This window comes from Brevundimonas sp. NPDC046655, from assembly GCF_044901625.1.
Classification (GTDB): domain Bacteria; phylum Pseudomonadota; class Alphaproteobacteria; order Caulobacterales; family Caulobacteraceae; genus Brevundimonas.
The window spans coordinates 310,855-324,691 of the sequence record NZ_JBJDPV010000004.1 but is presented as its reverse complement, the minus strand read 5'-3'; the positions used below and the strand labels follow the sequence as shown (position 1 = coordinate 324,691).

At 69.8% G+C, this 13,837-nt stretch carries 16 protein-coding genes; 10 read left to right on the top strand and 6 right to left on the bottom strand.

Features of this window, described 5'->3' with window-relative positions; translation table 11 throughout:
• The first annotated feature begins 26 nt into the window (after positions 1-26).
• The 4 genes from ACI2KI_RS13260 to ACI2KI_RS13245 all read left to right on the top strand — a co-directional run bounded on the left by ACI2KI_RS13260 (position 27) and on the right by ACI2KI_RS13245 (position 826).
• Positions 27-221 carry a Trm112 family protein gene (locus tag ACI2KI_RS13260; RefSeq protein ID WP_404620750.1) on the top strand — a complete coding sequence of 65 codons (195 nt, stop codon included), beginning with the start codon at positions 27-29 and terminating at the stop codon, positions 219-221.
• Positions 222-312: 91 nt separating this feature from the next.
• A complete protein-coding gene (locus ACI2KI_RS13255; protein ID WP_296178511.1) occupies positions 313-441 on the top strand; it encodes a hypothetical protein in 129 nt (42 codons plus the stop codon).
• Positions 441-653 (top strand): hypothetical protein, encoded by a 213-nt coding sequence (locus ACI2KI_RS13250; protein ID WP_404620748.1) that lies wholly within the window; start codon positions 441-443, stop codon positions 651-653. The genes ACI2KI_RS13255 and ACI2KI_RS13250 overlap by 1 nt, the downstream gene beginning before the upstream one ends.
• The gene (locus ACI2KI_RS13245) at positions 650-826 is read left to right on the top strand and encodes a hypothetical protein (RefSeq protein WP_404620746.1); all 177 of its coding nucleotides are present in this window, start codon (positions 650-652) and stop codon (positions 824-826) included. Before ACI2KI_RS13250 ends, ACI2KI_RS13245 begins: the two co-directional genes overlap by 4 nt.
• Before the next feature lie 182 nt (positions 827-1,008).
• Here ACI2KI_RS13245 and ACI2KI_RS13240 read toward each other — a convergent pair whose 3' ends face one another.
• Complete coding sequence (locus tag ACI2KI_RS13240) at positions 1,009-2,259, bottom strand: UbiH/UbiF/VisC/COQ6 family ubiquinone biosynthesis hydroxylase (RefSeq protein ID WP_404620744.1); 1,251 nt, start codon at positions 2,257-2,259, stop codon at positions 1,009-1,011.
• Between the two features lie 144 nt (positions 2,260-2,403).
• On the opposite strand from ACI2KI_RS13240, the gene ACI2KI_RS13235 reads away from it, so the two are divergent.
• The 3 genes from ACI2KI_RS13235 to xth all read left to right on the top strand — a co-directional run bounded on the left by ACI2KI_RS13235 (position 2,404) and on the right by xth (position 6,861).
• The gene (locus tag ACI2KI_RS13235; protein ID WP_404620742.1) at positions 2,404-4,905 is read left to right on the top strand and encodes a DNA translocase FtsK 4TM domain-containing protein; all 2,502 of its coding nucleotides are present in this window, start codon (positions 2,404-2,406) and stop codon (positions 4,903-4,905) included.
• A gap of 298 nt (positions 4,906-5,203) precedes the next feature.
• Positions 5,204-5,839: an outer membrane lipoprotein carrier protein LolA gene (locus tag ACI2KI_RS13230; RefSeq protein WP_404620740.1), complete on the top strand. Its 636-nt coding sequence runs from the start codon at positions 5,204-5,206 to the stop codon at positions 5,837-5,839.
• Between the two features lie 218 nt (positions 5,840-6,057).
• The gene (gene xth / locus ACI2KI_RS13225; RefSeq protein WP_404620738.1) at positions 6,058-6,861 is read left to right on the top strand and encodes an exodeoxyribonuclease III; all 804 of its coding nucleotides are present in this window, start codon (positions 6,058-6,060) and stop codon (positions 6,859-6,861) included.
• Positions 6,862-6,877: 16 nt separating this feature from the next.
• On the opposite strand, the gene ACI2KI_RS13220 is transcribed toward xth, so the two are convergent.
• The gene (locus tag ACI2KI_RS13220; RefSeq protein WP_404620736.1) at positions 6,878-8,311 is read right to left on the bottom strand and encodes an SLC13 family permease; all 1,434 of its coding nucleotides are present in this window, start codon (positions 8,309-8,311) and stop codon (positions 6,878-6,880) included.
• Positions 8,312-8,405: 94 nt separating this feature from the next.
• Between ACI2KI_RS13220 and ACI2KI_RS13215 the strand changes: the two genes are divergently transcribed.
• On the top strand, positions 8,406-9,311 hold the full coding sequence (locus ACI2KI_RS13215; RefSeq protein ID WP_404620734.1) for a hypothetical protein: 906 nt from the start codon (positions 8,406-8,408) through the stop codon (positions 9,309-9,311).
• A gap of 241 nt (positions 9,312-9,552) precedes the next feature.
• Here the strand turns inward: ACI2KI_RS13215 and gcvA are convergent, their stop codons facing one another.
• The 3 genes from gcvA to ACI2KI_RS13200 are packed head-to-tail and all read right to left on the bottom strand — an operon-like array spanning position 9,553 to position 11,950.
• Positions 9,553-10,476, bottom strand: coding sequence for a transcriptional regulator GcvA (gene gcvA, locus ACI2KI_RS13210; protein ID WP_404620732.1), 924 nt, complete (start codon positions 10,474-10,476; stop codon positions 9,553-9,555).
• 18 nt (positions 10,477-10,494) lie between these two features.
• Entirely contained in the window at positions 10,495-11,181 is a 687-nt protein-coding gene (locus ACI2KI_RS13205) for a response regulator transcription factor (RefSeq protein ID WP_114818220.1), read from the bottom strand.
• Positions 11,182-11,239: 58 nt separating this feature from the next.
• The gene (locus ACI2KI_RS13200; protein ID WP_404620730.1) at positions 11,240-11,950 is read right to left on the bottom strand and encodes a YggS family pyridoxal phosphate-dependent enzyme; all 711 of its coding nucleotides are present in this window, start codon (positions 11,948-11,950) and stop codon (positions 11,240-11,242) included.
• Between ACI2KI_RS13200 and ACI2KI_RS13195 the strand changes: the two genes are divergently transcribed.
• On the top strand, positions 11,949-12,590 hold the full coding sequence (locus tag ACI2KI_RS13195) for a thiamine phosphate synthase (protein ID WP_404620728.1): 642 nt from the start codon (positions 11,949-11,951) through the stop codon (positions 12,588-12,590). The genes ACI2KI_RS13200 and ACI2KI_RS13195 overlap by 2 nt on opposite strands.
• 12 nt (positions 12,591-12,602) lie before the next feature.
• Here ACI2KI_RS13195 and ACI2KI_RS13190 read toward each other — a convergent pair whose 3' ends face one another.
• Positions 12,603-12,998 carry an NtrZ family periplasmic regulatory protein gene (locus ACI2KI_RS13190; RefSeq protein WP_313101055.1) on the bottom strand — a complete coding sequence of 132 codons (396 nt, stop codon included), beginning with the start codon at positions 12,996-12,998 and terminating at the stop codon, positions 12,603-12,605.
• A 330-nt stretch (positions 12,999-13,328) separates the two neighbouring features.
• Here ACI2KI_RS13190 and ACI2KI_RS13185 point away from each other — a divergent pair, with 330 nt between their 5' ends.
• Positions 13,329-13,775 (top strand): DUF3576 domain-containing protein, encoded by a 447-nt coding sequence (locus ACI2KI_RS13185; RefSeq protein WP_292084829.1) that lies wholly within the window; start codon positions 13,329-13,331, stop codon positions 13,773-13,775.
• Positions 13,776-13,837: the final 62 nt, after the last annotated feature.

Below are 13,837 nucleotides of genomic sequence, written 5' to 3'. Positions count from 1 at the left end.
CGAGCGATAGGAAACTAAAAAAGATCATGAGCGACGCCTTCAACACCCCCGTCTCGGTCGATCCCCGTCTGCTGGAGGTCCTGGTCTGCCCCGTCACGCGCGGCCGCCTGACCTATGACCGCGAGCGCAACGAACTGGTCTCGGCCGGCGCCAAGCTGGCCTTCCCCATCCGCGACGGCGTGCCGATCATGCTGGCCGAGGACGCCCGCTCGCTGGACTGACGGCTTACGCTGCCCTTAGGCGGCGACCCGCTTTCCTCATCGCGCCCTTACGCCGCCCGGGTGTCTTCTTCGCCTCATGAAGGAGACCCCCATGAGCCGCCGCGCCCTGCTGAACCAGTCCCTGAAGCCTGCCGCTCCGCCCACGGTCTGGCGCATGACCCAGACCGTTCTGGCCCTCTATCTCGGCTGCACGCCCCGCAACCAGGGCCGCCCGCGATGATGAGCGGCTATCCCGACGCGCGGCCCGCCCAATCCCTGGCCGCGCCTCACCGCTGCCGCGCCTATGGCGTCGTCGCCCGCGACGGCGGCTGGTGCGTCACCCTGGACGACTGCGCCACCCGCCCCTTCAAGGACCGCGAGGCCGCCCTGCGCATCGCCCGCCAACTTCAGCGCCAGGCCGACCGCCTGCATCACATCGAGCCGCGCGCATGACCGCCGCGCCTGTCCTGTTTGAAATCCGCCCCCTGGGCCGGGTCTGGCGCCTGGCCTCCTCGGACGGCCTCTTCTTCGGCCTGTTCCAGACCCGCGCCTCGGCCCTGCGCTGCGCGGTGGAGGAGGCCGACCGCCGCGACGACGCCGACGTCCTGCTGCACACCCACGACTAGGTGATCTTTCCTCCCCACTCGTGGGGAGGGGGACCGCGTAGCGGTGGAGGGGTCGGCGGCGCCACGCTCGACCGGGCCCCTCCGTCTCGTCGGCTGCGCCGCCGATCCACCTCCCCATGAGATGGGGAGGAGAGCCCTCAAGCAGCAAGCGCCCGCGGCGCGAGCGATAGGGCCTCTTCGCTTTAGAGGCTCTCGCCTCGCAAGAGGCGAGGCAGATCCCCTGTCGCGCCCCCGGCCTCGTGCATGAAGGCGCGGCGCAGGGGGGCGATGCGGTTGACCGCCGCCATGCCCAGATCGCGGGCCATCCGCACCGGCGCCAAGTCATTGGAGAAGAGCCGCACGAAGCCGTCGAAGCCCGCCGCCAGGGCCGCGTTGTCGAAGCGACGCCAACGGGCGTAGCGCTCCAGCACCAGCTCCGAACCGATGTCCTCACCGATGCGCACGGCGTCCGTCAGCACCTCGGCCAGAGCGGCGGCGTCCTTCAGCCCCATGTTCAGCCCCTGCCCCGCCACCGGGTGCACCCCGTGGGCGGCGTCGCCGAGGATGGCGATGCGCGGCGCGGTCAGCTTCTCGGCCAGTTGCAGCGACAGAGGATAGACGAAGCGCGGTCCGACCACTTCCACCCCGTCCAGGAACTCGCCGAAGCGGCGCATCAGGTGGGCGTGGAAAGCCTCGTCCGAGGCCGCCTTCAGGGCCTCGGCCCGGCGCGTGCTCTCGGTCCAGACCAGACTGGCGCGCTGCTCGGTCAGGGGCAGGACGGCGAAGGGGCCGTCCGGCAGGAAATACTCATGGGCGACATTGCCATGATCGCGGCCCAGCCTGACCGTCGCCACCACGCCGCTCTGGCCATAGCCCCAGCCGAAGGTGTCGATGCCTGCCGCCCGGCGCACGGTCGAGCCGCGCCCTTCGGCGCCCACGACCAGAGGCGCCCTGATGGTCTCTCCGTCCTTCAGTTTCACGGTCGCCAGACCCGGACCAACCTTGACCCCGGCCACGCTGGCGGGCGCCCGCACCTCGATCCCGGCGGCCGTCACGGCCTCGGCCAGAGCCGTGCGGATGCGGCGGTTCTCCAGCATATAGCCCAGGGGCTCGCCGCCGTTGCGGTCGCCGATCTCATCGGCGTCGAAGCGGATATAGGCCGGCGACGGCGGGCGGCTGGCGGCGCCCGGCCGCTTGCCGTCCGTCACCAGAATGCGATCCATGCGGCAGGCGTGGGGGCGAAGGCTCCCGCCCAGACCGAGCGCGTCCAGCATCCGGAAGGTCGAATAGGCGATGGCGGTCGAGCGCCCGTCGAAGGTCGGCGCCAGCTGGGCGTCGAACGGCTGGGGATCGACCAGCACCGGCTTCAGTCCGCCCTGGGCCGCCGCCAGGGCGAACGTCGCCCCCGCCAGTCCCGCGCCCGCGATGATGATGTCGTAGTCCGTCTGAGCCATGCCGCCTGTGTCGCGCCGATGGCCGCCCGCGTCCAGAGGCGACGAGCGGGGCGAGAGGTCGCGGCGACCGGATCGTCGCCTGGTAAACAGCCCCTTAACCCTGTCGCGCGACAAGGGAGGCCTAGTCTTCTGAGGTTCGCCTTCATGTCCGTCGCCCTCGCGCTCGGCCAACGCGCCTGGTCCACCGCCCGCATCGTCTGGGCGGCGCCCTTCGCCGTACGGTTCCGCGGTGTCCTGCAAGCCCTGCTGGCCAGCCTGCTGCTGGTGGCCATGATCTCGTGGAACCCCGCGGATCCCAGTCTGAACGCCGCCTCGACGCAGGGCGCGACCAACTGGCTGGGCGGAGCCGGGGCGACCTTCGCCGACCTGATGATGCAGTCCCTGGGGCTGGCCGCCTGGCCCGCCGTCCTGCTGCTGATCGCCTTCGGGCTGGCGGTCGCCATCGGCGACGCCCTGCAGCACCGGTTGCAGCCCACCGCCTTCAAGGTCTTCTGCGCCATCGCGGGGGTCCTGCTGCTGTCCGCCGCTCTTTCCGCCCTGGCGGCGCCCGCCAAATGGCCGCTGGCCGCCGGCCTGGGCGGTCTGTGGGGCGACGGCGTGACCGGCCTGTCGGCGCAAGGGCTGGCCGCCCTGCACATCCCGGCCGGGCGCTGGATCGCCGGCGGCCTGTTCCTGATCCTGGGCCTCTGGGGCCTGGGCTACGCCGTGGGCCTGCGCCTGCGCGACTTCACCGACACCGCCGGCTGGGCCGCCGAGAAGCACGCCGCCCATCGCGCGGATCGCCCCGCCAAGGTCAAGACGCCTTCAAAAGCCGGGCTCAAGGGCGACGCCCGCATCGTGGCCGAAGCCGCCGCCCCGGTCCGCAAGCCGCGCCACCGCCTGCCGGAAGCCGAGCCCGATTTCGAACCGGACGCCCTGCCCGCCGCCGGGCCCGCGGCCGACGACAACCCCTATGCGGCCGACCCCTACGCCGATGACGAGCCCGCCGCCTACGCCCCGCCGTGGGAGGACGCCGCCCCCGCCGCGCCGATCGCGCCACCCTCGGCCCGCGCGCCGAAAGCGGTCGAGCCGCGCGTGGCGGCGGTCAAGGCGCCCAAGCCGCGCGACACCGCCGACCAGCAGACCTTCGACTTCGAGCCCGGCGAAGGCTTCGACCTGCCCTCGCTCGGCATCCTCACCAAGCCCGGCCAGCGCGGCGGCGCCGTGGACGAGGAGTCGCTGAAGCAGAACGCCAAGATGCTGGAAGGCGTGCTGCAGGAGTTCGGCGTGCGCGGCGTGATCGACCAGATCCGCCCCGGCCCCGTCGTCACCCTCTATGAACTGGTGCCGGCGCCCGGCGTGAAGCACGGCCGGGTCGTGGCCCTGGCCGACGACATCGCCCGCTCCATGTCGGCCCGCGCCTGCCGCATCTCGGTCGTGCAGGGCCGCAACGCCATAGGCATCGAACTGCCCAACGCCAAGCGCGAGACCGTCTTCCTGCGCGACCTGCTGGCCTCCGGCGAATACGACAAGAAGAGCCATCTGCTGCCGCTGGCGCTCGGCGAAACCATCGGCGGCGAGCCCTATGTGGCCGACCTGGCGCGGATGCCCCACCTGCTGATCGCCGGCACCACCGGCTCGGGCAAGTCGGTCGGGGTCAACGCCATGATTCTGTCGATCCTCTATCGCCACACGCCGGCCGAATGCCGCTTCATCATGATCGACCCCAAGATGCTGGAGCTGTCGGTCTACGACGGCATTCCGCACCTGCTGGCGCCGGTCGTGACCGATCCCAAGAAGGCGGTCGTGGCCTTGAAGTGGACCGTGCGCGAGATGGAGGACCGCTATCGCCGGATGTCCAAGCTCGGCGTCCGCAACGTCGCCAGCTACAACGAGCGCGCCCGCGAGGCGCAGGAAAAGGGCGAGCATTTCGAACGCACCGTCCAGACCGGCTTCGACGAGCAGGGCCGCCCGGTCTACGAGAGCGAGAAGATCCGCCCCGAGCCCATGCCCTATCTGGTCGTGGTCATGGACGAGATGGCCGACCTGATGCTGGTCGCCGGCAAGGACGTGGAAGGCGCCGTCCAGCGTCTGGCCCAGATGGCCCGCGCCGCGGGCATCCACCTGATCATGGCCACCCAGCGCCCGTCGGTGGACGTCATCACCGGCACCATCAAGGCCAACTTCCCGACCCGGATCTCCTTCCAGGTCACGTCCAAGATCGACAGCCGCACCATCCTGGGCGAACAGGGCGGCGAACAGCTGCTGGGTCAGGGCGACATGCTCTACATGGCCGGCGGCGGCCGCATCACGCGCCTGCACGGCCCCTTCGTCGGCGACAACGAGGTCGAGGAGGTGTGCAAACACCTGCGCCTCCAGGCCGAGCCCGACTATCTGGACCTGATCACCGACGAGCCGGACGGCGACGGCGACGGGGCCATGGGCGGCGACGGCGACGGCATGTCGGGCGACGACCTCTACGACCGGGCCGTGGCCGTGGTCACCCGCGACCGCAAGGCCTCGACCTCCTACATCCAGCGCCGCCTGCAGATCGGCTACAACCGCGCCGCCACCCTGATCGAGCGCATGGAGCAGGAAGGCGTCGTCAGCCCCGCCAACCACGCCGGCAAGCGCGACATTCTCGCCGGCCCGCCGCCCATGGTGTGATCGGCCTCGCGGCCGAAGCGACGGCGTCGCCGCCGAGCGCTATCGCTCGCGACGCGGTCGCTCGCTGCTTCAGCGCCGAAGCGGGTGCTGACGAACGGAACCACGCACGACTTGCGCCCGTTGAAGCGCCCATGTCCTCGAGCCGTGAGCGACCGCGTCGCGAACGATAGGACCCCAAAAACAATGAACGACGCTTCATCGGGCCGCCGAAATATGGTCAGGCTGGCGTCATGGGGTCGCCGTCTGCCTGCGGCTTGATGACCATCCGATCACCATCCCGAACGGGAGAAGACAAGACATGACCCTTTCACGCCGCGCCTTCGGCTTCAGCGCCGCCGCATTGGCGATCATCGCCGCCGCGCCCGCCTCGGCCCAGTCCAATCTGTCGGCCGAGGATCAGGCCACCCTGCGTCAGGCCCAGGCCTATCTGACCGCCCTGACGGCGGCGCAGGGCAACTTCGTCGAGACTGGCCCCGGCGGCCAGCAGCGCTCCGGCAAGTTCTGGCTGCAGCGCCCCGGCAAGATGCGTTTCGAATACAGCGAGCCGGCGGGCCTGCTGGTCGTGGCCGACGGGAACAACGTCAAGCGCTACGACCCGCGCCTGAACGTCTTCCGCCAGGTGCCGCTGCGGGCCACGCCGCTATCGACCTTCCTGGCGCGCGAGGTCCGGCTGGATCAGGGCGTGCGCGTCGATCGCGTCACCCGCATGGCGTCCGGCGCCTTCGCCATCACCGCCCGCGACGCCTCCAAGCCCAATGAAGGCTCGGTCATCCTGGCCTTCGCCGGCTCGCCGCTGCGCCTGCAGGAATGGAGCATCACCGACGCACAAGGCTCGCGCACCCGCATCCAGCTGACCTCGCTGCAGCCCGCCTCGGGCCTGGCCGCCAGCCTGTTCCAGCTGCGCGATCCCACGCGTCGTCCCAGCCGCAACTAGGGCGGGCGTCACGCGGCTGGCACAGCCTTGACGCTTTTTCTTGATTTGACTTTTTTCGCTCGTGTGACATTCTAACCACAGAACGGCGGCGGCCGTTCTGTCCGCCATGGAATCATCCCCTCCCGGCGGCGAGAGAGACGAACTGAACAGCGCCCGGACCCGTTCCGGGCGCTTTTTTCATGGCCCATCCGCGCTTTTGGCCGTGCTAAGGCCGGGCCATGACCCTTCGCATCGTCACCTGGAACATCAACTCGGTCCGCCTGCGCGTCGACCAGATCGCCCGCTTCGTCGCCGAATACGCGCCCGACGTCCTGTGCCTGCAGGAGATCAAGTGCACCGAGGACCAGTTTCCCCGCGAGGCCTTTGAGCAGATGGGCCTGCCCTATCTGAAGATCCGCGGCCAGAAGGGCTGGCACGGCGTGGCCATCGCCAGCAAGCTGCCCATCCTCGACGGCGAAGGCGCCGCCCTCGACGTCTGTCGCGAGGGTCACGGCCGCTGCGTCTCGGGCCTGATCGGCGGGGTCGAGGTGCAGAACTTCTACATCCCGGCCGGCGGCGACATTCCCGACCGCAAGCTGAACCCGAAGTTCGATCACAAGATGGACTTCTATGAACGCCTGACCGCCGAGATGAAGACCCGCGACCAGCAGCGGCCCCTGGTCCTGGCGGGCGACTTCAACATCGCGCCGGGCGACAACGACGTCTTCAACCACAAGTTCATGCTCAAGGTGGTCAGTCACACGCCGGGGGAGATCGAGACCCTGCGCCGGCTTCAGGACGCCGGCGGTTTCGCCGACGTGGTGCGCGACCAGATCCCGGACCCGGTCAAGCTGGCCAGTTGGTGGAGCTATCGCGCCAAGGACTTCCGCGTGTCGAACCGCGGCCTGCGGCTGGACCATCTGTGGACCTCGCCGGGCCTGACGCCCGCCGTGGTCAAGGGCAGCGCGCGCATCCTGGACACGGTGCGCGAATGGGAACGGCCCAGCGACCACGCTCCGGTCGTCATGGATCTGGACGTCTGACGCTCCAACACAGGCCCTAGAACGGGAAAAAGATGGGGATGGCGACCATGGCCGCCGCCCAGGTGATCAGGTTCAGGGGCAGACCGACCCGCACGAAGTCCAGGTAGCTGTAGCCGGCCATCTGATAGACCAGCACATTGGTCTGATAGCCGAAGGGGGTGGCGAAGGCGGCCGAGGCGGCCATCATCACCGCCACCAGGAAGGGGCGCGGATCGACCCCCAGGCTCTCGGCAAGGGCCACGGCGATCGGGGTCACCAGCACCGCCACCGTGGCGTTGGACAGAAGCTCGGTCGCGAACAGGGTCACGCCGTAGAGGACGATCAGGGCGCCCAGCGGCCCGAACGGACGGATCACCTCGATCAGCAGGCCCGCGCCCTGAGCGGCCAGACCCGTCACCTCGATCGCTGTGCCGACCACCACCATGCCGGCGATGAGCAGCAGGATGTCGGGCTTCAGCCCTGAATAGGCTTCGTCCGGCGTCAGCACGCCCAGCAGGATCAGGGCCACCGCCCCGGCGAAGGCCGCCGCCGCGATGGGCGCGATCCCCAGCCCCGCCGCCGCCACCACCATCACGAACACCGTCAGGGCGATCAGGGCGCGCCGCCACTGCAAGGGCCGATCGGCCGAGGCGTACATCTCGACGTCGCCCAGGTGGGCGTCGCCGGTGCCGTCGCGCTGGTTGCGGCTTTCACCCAAATGCATCAAGGACGGCCAGGCGAAGGGCAGGCGCCAGCGACCGAGACGCAGCCGACGTCCGCCCGCCTGAGCCTCCGCCAAGGCCAAGGCCTCGGCCTGCTGGCGCTCACGTTCAGCCTCGGCCTCTTCCTCAGCCGTGGCCGAGCGGCCCAGTTGGCGGGCGCCAAAGAAGTAGAGCCACAACCCGCCGACCAGGGCGATGACCAGGCCGACGGGCGTGATCTCGAACAGACTGAACACCGGCTGGCCTGCATTGCGCGCCATGTCGTTGACGAGCAGGTTGGTCGAGGTGCCGATCAGGGTGAGAAGACCGCCCAGGACGGTCACATGGCTGAGCGGCATCAGGAAACGCTTGGGCGACAGCTTCAGCGACTTGGCCATGTCGCGCACCACGGGCGCGGCCAGAACCACCACCGGCGTATTGTTCAGAAAGCCGCCGACCGAGCCGCACAGGCCGATCACCGCCCAGATGCCGACCGCGCCGAAACGTCGACACAGGGCTGTGGCCTTGCGGATCATCAGGCCCAGCAGGCCCGAAAGCTCGATGGCGTAGGCGATGACGAACAGCCCGGCCAGGGCGATGACCGCGGGGCTGGCGAAGGCGCTCTGGACCTCGACCGGGCGCACCACGCCGAGCAGCAGCAGCGCCGCCGCCCCGCTGAGCGCCACCACGTCGGACCGCATCCGCCCGTGGATCATCAGGCCGACCACGGCGACCAGGACGATGAGTGCGATGATCTGATCCAGCGTCACGCGCGCGCGGACCCTCCCCGGCCCTCGCCCCCGCTGCGGATGCCGTCTTTCGGCCGGGGGCGCCCTTCAGCGTTTCTCGTGTTAGGCTGGTTCCATGCCGATCACAACGACCCGTCTCGTCGCGCCCGTCGCTGTCCTCGCCGCCCTGCCGCTGCTGGTCTGGTGTCAGCGCCCGCCCGAGCCCGAGCCGTCGCCGGAACCCGCCGCGCCCTCGCCGACGGTCGTGATCGACTCCACCTTGAACCGCGCCGCCCTTCTGGCCGCCCTGACGGAGGCCGGTTCGGCCCTGGCCGAGGGCCGTGACCGCGACGCCGCCCTGAGCGGCCGCACCGTGTCGGTTCGCCTGCCCTTCGGCTGCGGCGGGATGATCCGCGACGCCGACTCTTCGGTGTCCGGCCTGCCGCGCCTGATGCGCAACCCTGACGGCGGCCTGACCCTGACGGTCACGCCCGAGGACCTGAAGGCCAGGGTTCTGGCCAGCGGCGCCGGGCCCGCGCTGGAAGCGGGTCTGGATCAATGGGACGCCGTCGAAGGCTTCTGGATCGCACGGCCATGGAGCGGACTGGACGCCTGCCCCGCAACAGCGACTGCGACGCCTGTCGTTGCGCCCGCAATGCAGCCCGAAGCGGCCAAGGTCGAAGCCGAGGCGTCAAAATCCGCCAAGCCCGCCGAGGCGCCGCCTGTGGTGGTCCCGCCGGAACGCACGGCGGGGCTGGCGGCCGTGATCGAAGCCGACGGCTCACGCCTGGGCCGACGCCAGGGTCAGGCCTACGCCCATGTCATTCGGGGAGAAAAGGGCGCAGCAGCCACGCCGGCGCCGGGCGGCTATGCGCTGCGACTGGAGGGACGGCTGACGACCTTCGCCGACGGCAAGGCCGTGAAATGCGCCCAGAAGGACGCCGAGAGCCGGCCGGTCTGCGTCGCCGCGCTGCGGCTGGACCGGCTGGCCTTCGAGGACGGAGCCACGGGCGCCCTTCTCAGCGAATGGCGCCCGCGTTGAGCTGAACTCAGCCCGGCTCGGTTTTAGGCGGCGCCGAGCAGCTTGGCGCCAGCCAGAACGCCCAGCAGGATCAGGGTGACGCTGCCGGTGAAGACGACGACGGCTTCAAACGAGGCGTCGGCGCGGGGATGCACGAGTTTCATGTCTGGGTCCTTTCGGCGGGGAGATCCGAATGCGCAGAACATGGTCCATCGGCCGGCTGTGGACAAACCACGGTTAGGCTAGGTCGCGTGAGTTTCAATCACTCGATGGGATCGGCGTGGGCCTCGGCCTCGATCCAGTTGAGGAAGCGCCGCAGCTTGGGCTCGTCGGCGCGCTCAGGCAGGACCACGGCCCAATAGGCCAGGTTGTTGGTCAGGGCGTGATCGACCGGCTGGATCAGTCGCCCCTCCTTCAGGTCGTCGGCGGCGAGCGGCGCCGAAGTCAGGGCCACGCCGCGGCCCGACAGGGCAGCCTCCAGCGCCAGATGGCTGTGGCTGAAGACGGGGCCGCGCAGGTGCTGGACGCGGGGGTCCGCAACCCCCGCGCTCTCGAACCAGGCCTTCCAGCCCATGCGGTCGGCGAAGGGCAGGTCGTGCCAGGATTCATGGATCAGAACCGCGTCCAGCAGGTCGGCGGGCGCGCGCATGGTCCGCGCCGCCGCCAGCGACGGGGCGCAGACCGGAATCAGGCGTTCGCTCATCAACCGCCGCGCCGTCTGGCCGGGATAGGGTCCCTCGCCGTAACGCAGGGCCACGTCGGCCTCGCCGTTGGACAGGTCGGCGATGCGGTCCTCGGCGAAGACGATCAGGTCGAGGTCGGGATTGTCCTCGCTGAAACGGTGCAGGCGCGGCGACAGCCACTTGCCCGCCAGCGACGGCAAGGCCGAGATCCTCAGCTGGCGGCTACGGCCCGGCCGCACGGCCTCCAGCGCGCTTTCCAGACGCTCGAAGGCGTCAGCCACCCCTTGCGCCAGACGGCGCCCGTCGGCGGTCAGGGCCACGGAGCGGTTGAAGCGGTCGAACAGGCGCAGGCCCAGCCGCATCTCCAGCGCCTTGATGTGGCGGCTGACGGCGCCGGGGGTGACGCCCAGCTCCTCGGCGGCCTCGCGGAAGCTGCCGAGCCGGGCGGCGGCGTCGAAGGCCCGAAGCGCCACCAGAGGCGGGGTCGGACGACGCTCGCTCATCAGTTCGTCAGGCCAAGGTCAGGGCTGGAGGCGGTAGCCGCCCGCGTCGGTCAGCAGCAGGCGCGCCTGACCCGGCTCGGGCTCGATCTTCTGACGCAGCCGATAGATGTGGGTTTCCAGGGTATGGGTGGTGACGCCGGCGTTGTAGCCCCAGACCTCGGTCAGCAGCTCCTCGCGCGACACGGGCTTGGCCCCGGCGCGATAGAGGTACTTGAGGATGTTGGTTTCCTTCTCGGTCAGCCGGACCTTCTTGCCCTTGTCGTCCAGCATCATCTTCGACGCCGGGCGGAACTCGTAGGGACCGATCTGGAAGACGGCGTCCTCGGACTGCTCGTGGCTGCGCAGATGGGCGCGGATGCGCGCCAGCAGGACGGCGAAGCGGAAGGGCTTGGTGACGTAGTCGTTGGCCCCGGAATCCAGACCCAGGATGGCGTCGGAATCCGACGACTGAGCCGTCAGCATGATGACCGGGGTCGAGACGCCCGCCTTGCGGATCAGACGACAGGCCTCGCGGCCGTCCATGTCGGGCAGGTCGACGTCCAGCAGGATCAGGTCGGCGCGAACCTCGCGCGCCTGACGCACCCCGTCGGTGGCGGTGGAGGCCTGGACGGGACGAAACTCCTCGTGCAGGGCCAGTTGCTCGGCCAACGCCTCGCGCAGGTCGTCGTCGTCGTCGATGATCAGGATCGTCTTGGGGGTCGCCATGGCTAGAGAATGGCGAGGCTTGAGGGGTTCGCCAAGGGTGCTCCGCTATTTCATCGCTTCAAGAGGGCTTTAGGGGCGTATTTCGTTCCCCGAACAGGGCCGAACCGACCCGGACATGGGTCGCGCCGAGGCGAATGGCGGTTTCGTAGTCGCCGCTCATGCCCATCGACAGGATCGACAGGCCGTTTCGGGCGGCGACTTCGGCCAACAGCCTGAAATGCGGTTCGGGCGCTTCGTCGGCGGGCGGGATGCACATCAGACCCTCGACGCTCAGGCCGTGGACGTCACGCGCGGCGGCGATCAGGGCGTCGGCTTCGTCAGGCAAGACCCCCGCCTTCTGCGGTTCGGCGCCGGTGTTGACCTGGACCAGGACGCGGGGACGACGCCCGGCTTTCTGCATCGCCGCCGCCAGAGCCGCCGCCAGCTTCTCGCGGTCCAGGGTCTCGATGACGTCGAACAGGTCGACCGCCTCGACCGCCTTGTTGGTCTGCAGCGGGCCGATCAGGCGCAGTTCCAGATCGGGCAATGCGGCGCGGCGCTCGGCCCAGTGGCTTTGCGCCTCCTGCACCCGGTTCTCGCCGAAGACGCGCTGGCCGGTCGCCAGGGCCGCCTCCAGCGCCTCGGAGCCTTGCGTCTTGGACACGGCGGTCAGCGTAACGGAGGCTGGATCGCGACCGGCCTCGATGCAGGCTTGCCGGACGCGTTCCCGCACGGCGGCGAAGCGATCGTGGATGGACGGAACGGCGGAAGCGGGATTAGAGGCGGTCATGACCCTGTCCGAGGACGCGCGCACGCTGTGGCAGACGGCGACGGCTCTAGCCCGTGCGGCGGCGGCTGTCAGCCCGCCGAAACGTCCCCTGCCCCCGTTGCTCTTCTTCACCGACCCGACGCGAACGCCCCGGCCTTGGGAAACGGCGGCCCGCCTGCCTGCCGGGGCCGGCGTCGTCTTCCGCCATTTCGGCGCGGCGGACGCGCTGGAAACCGGCCTGCGGCTGCGGGCGGCGACCAGAGAAGCGGGCGCGCGCCTGCTGGTCGGACTGGACGCTGATCTGGCGGAGCGGATCGGCGCCGACGGGGTGCATCTGCCGGAACGGGCGCTGTCGGCGGCCTACGCCCTGTCGGGACGACGCCCCGACTGGCTGCTGACCGGTGCGGCGCATTCGCTGGAGGCGGCGACGACCGCGCGCGATCTGGACGCCCTGGTGCTGTCGCCCGTCTTCCCGGCGGGCGGCGCCTCGGCCGGCAAGCCCGCGCTGGGGATCGAAGGGTTCAAGGCTCTGGCGGCGCTCGCCCCCTGCCCCGCCTACGCCCTGGGCGGGATCAGCGCGGCCAATGCCGCTGATTTGCTGGAATCTGGCGCGTACGGCATCGCCGGCGTGGACGCCGTGCAGACCGCTTTCAGATCCTAGAGCCGGACCCGATCAGAACTTGAAGATGGTTTCCAGACGGACGCGCGGCGCGGCGCGGCGATCGGCGGCGCTTTCAGGGGCGCGGGCCGGATCGACCTCGGGCGAGGCCAGGTTGGCGGCGGCGCCGACGCGCAGGCGCGGGCTGAGACGATAATAGGCGCCCGCCTCGACGTCGCCCCAGTCAGTCTCGCGGCCGACAGGCTGGTTCAGGTTGAAGTTCAGGCCCCAGCGGCCGCTGTCGTTCCAGCGCAGGCCGCGGCGTGGCGGCGTCGCGGTCGTATGCGAGGTCTGGGCGGCTTCGGTCAGGGACACGGCCGGAGCCCGGCGGGCCTGGGCCGAGGCGTCATGAGCCGTCCCGGCGATAGCCAGGGCGCCCACAGTCGCAGCGATGATCGCAACGAAACGCATCTTCCAACCCTTGAGACCGACTTGAACGCCGATCCTTGTTTCCTGAACCCGAGCCGAAGCTCGAGACCACAGCGATTAGACACCGCCGGTCCACCCGGTCAACGAAACGTAGTCATCCACAGGTCGTTCCGCACGACTCTTGCGAGTCCTGTGGCGCTGACACCACGCCAATAAGTCGACTTAGCGCCCCTTGAACACGGGTTCGCCTTGTCATCGCCCCTTTCGCCCGTGTTATAGAGCGTAGCTGCGGCGCAGACGTGCGCGGATTTTACGGGCGCGCGCCCGAGGTTCGCACCACGCTTGGCCACGAACCTTTACGGAGACCTCGGAATGGCATTTGTTCGCGGCGCTGCGGTCGCCCTGATCGCGTCGGGACTGCTGCTGGGCGGCTGCTCCAGCCTGCCTTTCGTCGGCGGCAAGGATAAGGCCCCCAAGGCCGACGCCCAGCTCGGCATCGGCGTGAACGCCTACCTGTGGCGCGCCACCCTGGACACCCTGTCCTTCATGCCCCTGACCAACGCCGACCCGTGGGGCGGCGTGGTGAATTACGACTGGTACGTCAATCCGCAGGCGCCGAACGAGCGCTTCAAGGCCACCGTCTTCATCCTCGATCGTCGCCTGCGCGCCGACGCCCTGAACGTGTCGGTGACCAAGGAAGTCAAGGACGCCGCCGGCGCCTGGACCGCCGCCCCGGTCGCGGCCCAGACGGAAACCGATCTGGAAAACGCCATCCTGACCAAGGCGCGCCAACTTAATCTCGCCAACGCGGCTCGCTAAGAGCCGCCTCTCCGCTTTCGCTCCCCAACGCAGACCTCAGGGCCGCCTCAAGCTTCGCGCCT

Excerpts from the sequence above, each read along its gene's own strand:
- ACI2KI_RS13240 (WP_404620744.1), bottom strand. The coding sequence starts at position 2,259 with ATGGCTCAGACGGACTACGACATCATCATCGCGGGCGCGGGACTGGCG.
- ACI2KI_RS13200 (WP_404620730.1), bottom strand. The coding sequence starts at position 11,950 with ATGACCGCCTCTAATCCCGCTTCCGCCGTTCCGTCCATCCACGATCGC.
- ACI2KI_RS13190 (WP_313101055.1), bottom strand. The coding sequence starts at position 12,998 with ATGCGTTTCGTTGCGATCATCGCTGCGACTGTGGGCGCCCTGGCTATC.
- ACI2KI_RS13260 (WP_404620750.1), top strand. The coding sequence starts at position 27 with ATGAGCGACGCCTTCAACACCCCCGTCTCGGTCGATCCCCGTCTGCTG.
- ACI2KI_RS13235 (WP_404620742.1), top strand. The coding sequence starts at position 2,404 with ATGTCCGTCGCCCTCGCGCTCGGCCAACGCGCCTGGTCCACCGCCCGC.
- ACI2KI_RS13185 (WP_292084829.1), top strand. The coding sequence starts at position 13,329 with ATGGCATTTGTTCGCGGCGCTGCGGTCGCCCTGATCGCGTCGGGACTG.
- ACI2KI_RS13255 (WP_296178511.1), top strand. The coding sequence starts at position 313 with ATGAGCCGCCGCGCCCTGCTGAACCAGTCCCTGAAGCCTGCCGCTCCG.
- ACI2KI_RS13245 (WP_404620746.1), top strand. The coding sequence starts at position 650 with ATGACCGCCGCGCCTGTCCTGTTTGAAATCCGCCCCCTGGGCCGGGTC.
- ACI2KI_RS13205 (WP_114818220.1), bottom strand. The coding sequence starts at position 11,181 with ATGGCGACCCCCAAGACGATCCTGATCATCGACGACGACGACGACCTG.
- ACI2KI_RS13230 (WP_404620740.1), top strand. The coding sequence starts at position 5,204 with ATGACCCTTTCACGCCGCGCCTTCGGCTTCAGCGCCGCCGCATTGGCG.
- ACI2KI_RS13195 (WP_404620728.1), top strand. The coding sequence starts at position 11,949 with ATGACCCTGTCCGAGGACGCGCGCACGCTGTGGCAGACGGCGACGGCT.
- gcvA (WP_404620732.1), bottom strand. The coding sequence starts at position 10,476 with ATGAGCGAGCGTCGTCCGACCCCGCCTCTGGTGGCGCTTCGGGCCTTC.
- xth (WP_404620738.1), top strand. The coding sequence starts at position 6,058 with ATGACCCTTCGCATCGTCACCTGGAACATCAACTCGGTCCGCCTGCGC.
- ACI2KI_RS13250 (WP_404620748.1), top strand. The coding sequence starts at position 441 with ATGAGCGGCTATCCCGACGCGCGGCCCGCCCAATCCCTGGCCGCGCCT.
- ACI2KI_RS13215 (WP_404620734.1), top strand. The coding sequence starts at position 8,406 with ATGCCGATCACAACGACCCGTCTCGTCGCGCCCGTCGCTGTCCTCGCC.